Below are 4,795 nucleotides of genomic sequence, written 5' to 3'. Positions count from 1 at the left end.
ACGCTGTGAGCATTGCGATTACTGTAAACAGACCAAAGTTCTCACGGGACCGGTATCCTATTTGGAGGGTTACGATGCATAAAATATTTATTCACGGGAGACTGGCAAGAGATCCGGAGTTAAAGGAGATTGATACAAAAAATGGCTCTTCAAAAGTCTGCAACTTTACCGTTGCGTCGGATCGGCAGTATGGAGAAGAAGCGGACTTTTTTGACTGCGCCATGTTTGGAAAGCGGGCGGAAGTGATTGAGAAGTTCTTTCAAAAGGGCAGTGAGATTGTCGTATCTGGTGAAATGCAGAAGCAGAAATATAAAAACAAAGACGGAGAAAATCGATATAACTGGAAATGTATCGTCAATAATTTTGATTTCTGTGGAAGTAAAAAGGAACGGTCAGGCGATCCCAACGTACCGGAAGGATTTGAGGCAGTGAACGATGAAGAAATTCCATTCTAAAGGAGGCGACCGATGCAGATACAGATTGACAGCAGAGAAAAAAGCCGGGCGATCCAAAAAATCGTGGCGGAGTTTGAGCGGCAGAATGTGAAGTTCTTTGTCAGTAAACTCTATGTGGGGGATTACATCAATCTGGAACGTCCCCTGGTTATTATCGACCGAAAACAGAATATCGCGGAGATTGCCCAGAACGCTACAAGCGATCATAAGCGAATGAAGCGAGAACTGGAGCGTCTGGATGAAATGGGCGCCAAGATGTACTTCCTGATTGAGCAGGACCGCATTGACGGAAAGCCAATTTCCGGGCTGGAAGATATTATGCTGTGGGAACCTAGATTCGGAGCCATTATCGGAGAGCGGGTCTATCGAATCCTGCGGGCATGGCAGCACAAGCACAATGTGGAGTATGTGTTCTGCAGCAAGCGAAATACAGGAAAAGAAATTCTACGCCTGCTGGGGACGGAACAATGAAGAATGACCTGGCAAAGAAAATCACCGAAGCACTCAAACTCAGAGACGTGATGGAATTCTACGGCGTGAAATTCAACGGAAGGGGATTTGCTCTTTGCCCCTTCCATGACGAAAAGACCGCCAGCCTGAGCATTAAGAACGAGCACTATAAATGCTTCGGCTGCGGAGCTTATGGCGGGGTCATTGACTTTGTGATGAAATCATACGGAATTAGTTTTCGACAAGCGCTTGTAAAACTGGATAGCGATTTTCATCTTGGACTAATTGGAAAAGAGCCGGATTATCGAACCCGTCAGCAGATGGCTGAAAACAGGCGCATAGAGAAACGATATCAGGAGCATCAAGAAGAATTACATCAAAACTATTTAACCCTCTGTACGGTCCATGCAGTGCTGTTTCGTCGGTACTGTAACGGCGAAGAGTGGTTAAAAGACATGATAGAAAAGCTGGACATCCTTCTGGACGATTTCAGCGGAGAGGAGGCGAGGCTGTGGGAGATGGCAACGAACAAATCACATACACAAAAGACTACTTCCTGAACAGTACAGAGCCTTACGAAAAACTGTACGCGATCAAAAGTTCCTTTGAGCGAAACAGGGAACTGGAGAAGATGGCGGACATTGCGAAAAGTTGCAAAGTACTTAATTTCAAAGCGCTCTTTAAAAGCTACTGTGAATCAGTAGCCATGTCCACGGAGCGGGTTTATGCCGAAAACGTGACAAACTTTACCGGACAGGAGCTGGAGCTGGATACGGGGCAGTGGAAAGCGAACGACTTTGGGATTACGAGGTTTAACGCAAAAGGATATGAAGATGTGGCATGCGTACACCCGATCATGCCGGTAGAGCGCCTGGTCAATATTGATACAGGCCTGGAAAAGACAAGAATCGCTTTCGCGAAAGGAGGCGACTGGCGAAGCATCGTTTGTAACCGGAGCCAGCTTGCCAGCGCACGATCGATTATCGAACTGGCGGACTACGGTGTTGCTGTGACCTCCGAAAGCGCAAAACACCTGGTGCAATATATCTGCGATGTGGAGAATTTGAACTACAGTATTATCCCGGAACACAATTCAGTATCCCGCCTGGGCTGGATTGGCCGGAACGAATTTTCTCCATACGTAGAGAACCTGATCTTTGACGGGGATATCAACTTTAGAAGCGCTTATCGTGCGGTAACGGAAAAGGCAGGAACTGCGCAGGAGTGGATTGATTTTGTGAAAAAAATTCGAGCGCGCAATAATATTCCGTCCAAGATTGCCCTGGCTGCGTCTTTTGCATCGGTCCTGGTAGAGCCATGTAACTGTTCACTCTTCTTTGTTCATTTTTGGGGAGGGAGCGGAAATGGAAAAACAGTAGCGCTGATGCTGGCCGCTTCCGTATGGGCAAATCCAAAAGTAGGGGAATATATTCACACCTTTAACAGTACGGACGTAGGTCAGGAACTTTATGCCGGATTTGTGAATTCTCTGCCTCTGATTTTAGATGAATTTCAGATCCAGAGAAATGATAAAAAAAGTTTTGACAGTACAATCTATAAACTCACGGAAGGAGCAGGACGAACACGCGGGGCCAAGACAGGCGGGCTTCAGAGGGTGCAGACCTGGAGAAACTGCATTTTGAGCAGCGGAGAATCTCCTATCACATCGGCACATTCAGGGGGAGGAGCGATCAACCGGATCATTGAGATTAATACAGAAAATACGAAGTTCTTCCAAAGCGCGAAACAGACCGCAGATTTCCTCATTCACCACTATGGGCACGCAGGAGAAATGTTTATTGAGGAACTGATGAAACCAGAGATACGGGAAATGGCAATCAAGGCGCAGGGTGAATTCTTTGAACAGCTATCCAATAAGGATATCACCGAAAAACAAACGATGGCAGCATCACTGATTTTAACGGCAGATGCGTTAATTGACTTATTGATTTTTAAGGATGGAAATGGGCTGACTGCGGATGAGATGGCAAAATTTCTAGCTACACACAGTGATGTGTCCTCGGATATCCGGGCGTATGAATGGCTGATTGATTGGATTACGCAAAACAGCATCAAATTCAGTGAAGACAACGCGCAAGAGACCTGGGGCAAAAAGGATCACGATAAAATCTGCATTATCCGAAATATCTTTAATCGAGCCTGTGCAGAGAACAATTACAACGCGACATCCTTTCTTTCCTGGTTGAAACGGGAGGGACTGATTGAGACGGAAGGCAGGGGGTATACAAAGCGAGTTCGGATGAATGGAATTAAATGTCAATGTGTAGTGTTAAAGCTGGATTTGATACCGGAGGGGTTCGAGGAGGTGCCGGAAAATGAACAGGAAGAATTTTAGCAATAAATGAAATGAATTTACAAATTCTAGTAAATTGAAATGCTTTTTGTGCGGACGTATGGGCGCCTAAAAAACTCTATATGCATTGCAAATACTAGGTTTTACGATTTTGAGATGTGTCCGAACAATTTTCGATTTTAACCATATTTATATTTTACGAGATATACCCCTTACACGATAATAAAAGTATGTATGTATATGTTTCTATAGGGTCAAAAAGTGGTTCGGCTGTTCGGACAGACAGATAAAACATTGAAATATCAACAATTTTGCGTCCTAACAAGTAGAACGGACATGGTTCGGTCGCTTCGGACAATAAAAAAAGAGGTACTAATTATGAATATGAACGCTTTAAAAGAAATTATATCGGATTTAGTCGATAAAGAAAAGACATCCGCAATAAAAAATCACGGATATACACTTAGTGATTATGAGGGACTAGCATTGTTACGCGAGGAAATTTGTGAAGCACAATCGGAAATAAAACTGATTGCCATATGGGAAGTAGCTCTGAAACAAAGCGTATATCGAGATGAATGTCATCAATACTCAAAGCTTGTAAACGAAATCAAGCAGAAGGCAATCAATGGAGCATGCGAACTAATTCAGGTAGCGGCTATGTGTGACAAGTTCAAAGAGAGCCGGGAGGTGCGGGAGAGTGAATCAAAAGCGTAGACCAAAGAAAACCTACTCAGACAAAGAAATTGAGCGTATAAAACGCACGGCACGGGCAGGCGGTGTCAGTGATACAATTCTGCTTTGCATCGCGGTAATGGCAGATACATTAAAGCTAAATGAGGACCAGATCGTTGAGTCTGCGAAGGACTTAGAGAATTGGTCAAGGCATTTAGACGAACACGCGATACAGCTTAGAGATGTAGCGGAGACAATAGAGGCGCATACAGGGCTTAGATTTGCAGGATTGAGGTGGGAGAAATGAAATATTATATGGCCGTAACGGCAGACGAATATGAACTTCCAGTCTGCGTCTGCAAGAACGTGATTGAGCTATCAAAACGATATGAAATGACGGAAAAAACGATGCGCTCATACTTGTCACGCGGGACAGTACGAAAAAAAGAAGGCGTGAAGTTTGTTAGAGTAATAACGGAGGAATAATGAAAAACTGGGAATACAACAACGAATTTACAGAGGACGCGAAATCACTTGAACAGCAGGCGATTGAAAATTTTACAGAAACGATATTGCTTGCAATATCAAGTAAGCAACAAGCAAGTTATAAGCAGATAAAAGATTCCTTTGGTGAATTTGATTTTTATGAGCATTATAGAAAGACTTATGACTGGTTAAACAGCGAACACAATTAAGTTGCATCAAGTTGCAACCACTTCCCCGCAGACAGTTCAACGCAAAAAATAAAAAAGAAAGGAAAAGCGTTCCCCTTTTATTCGAATGTCTGCGGGGAGAAAGGAGGGACTATGAACGATTTAATCAAGCGCTCAGACGTAGAGCAAATGCTTACCGCGCTTGGCGGCTGTGATGCATCGGATAAAGAGGCGGAAGGATGGGACAA

Annotated in this window: 8 protein-coding genes; all 8 read left to right on the top strand. The window is 44.1% G+C overall.

Going from position 1 to position 4,795, the window contains the following annotated elements; genetic code table 11:
• Window positions 1-74 precede the first annotated feature (74 nt).
• Complete coding sequence (locus H9L42_RS16480; RefSeq protein ID WP_187304490.1) at window positions 75-455, top strand: single-stranded DNA-binding protein; 381 nt, start codon at window positions 75-77, stop codon at window positions 453-455.
• 12 nt (window positions 456-467) lie between these two features.
• Entirely contained in the window at window positions 468-926 is a 459-nt protein-coding gene (locus H9L42_RS16475) for an ERCC4 domain-containing protein (RefSeq protein WP_187304489.1), read from the top strand.
• Window positions 923-1,465: a CHC2 zinc finger domain-containing protein gene (locus H9L42_RS16470; RefSeq protein WP_187304488.1), complete on the top strand. Its 543-nt coding sequence runs from the start codon at window positions 923-925 to the stop codon at window positions 1,463-1,465. The genes H9L42_RS16475 and H9L42_RS16470 overlap by 4 nt, the downstream gene beginning before the upstream one ends.
• Complete coding sequence (locus tag H9L42_RS16465; RefSeq protein WP_187304487.1) at window positions 1,417-3,261, top strand: DUF927 domain-containing protein; 1,845 nt, start codon at window positions 1,417-1,419, stop codon at window positions 3,259-3,261. Before H9L42_RS16470 ends, H9L42_RS16465 begins: the two co-directional genes overlap by 49 nt.
• Window positions 3,262-3,597: 336 nt before the next feature.
• Window positions 3,598-3,936, top strand: a complete 339-nt coding sequence (locus H9L42_RS16460; protein ID WP_187304486.1) for a hypothetical protein — start codon at window positions 3,598-3,600, stop codon at window positions 3,934-3,936.
• Window positions 3,920-4,201: a hypothetical protein gene (locus H9L42_RS16455; RefSeq protein WP_187304485.1), complete on the top strand. Its 282-nt coding sequence runs from the start codon at window positions 3,920-3,922 to the stop codon at window positions 4,199-4,201. Before H9L42_RS16460 ends, H9L42_RS16455 begins: the two co-directional genes overlap by 17 nt.
• The gene (locus H9L42_RS16450) at window positions 4,198-4,380 is read left to right on the top strand and encodes a hypothetical protein (protein WP_187304484.1); all 183 of its coding nucleotides are present in this window, start codon (window positions 4,198-4,200) and stop codon (window positions 4,378-4,380) included. Before H9L42_RS16455 ends, H9L42_RS16450 begins: the two co-directional genes overlap by 4 nt.
• Window positions 4,380-4,589 carry a hypothetical protein gene (locus H9L42_RS16445; RefSeq protein ID WP_187304483.1) on the top strand — a complete coding sequence of 70 codons (210 nt, stop codon included), beginning with the start codon at window positions 4,380-4,382 and terminating at the stop codon, window positions 4,587-4,589. Before H9L42_RS16450 ends, H9L42_RS16445 begins: the two co-directional genes overlap by 1 nt.
• Window positions 4,590-4,795: the final 206 nt, after the last annotated feature.

Origin of the sequence: Zhenpiania hominis, from assembly GCF_014333425.1 — a bacterium.
In the GTDB taxonomy this organism is placed as follows: Bacteria; Bacillota; Clostridia; order Peptostreptococcales; family Anaerovoracaceae; genus Hominibacterium; species Hominibacterium hominis.
This window is presented reverse-complemented; position numbering and strand designations above follow the sequence as displayed.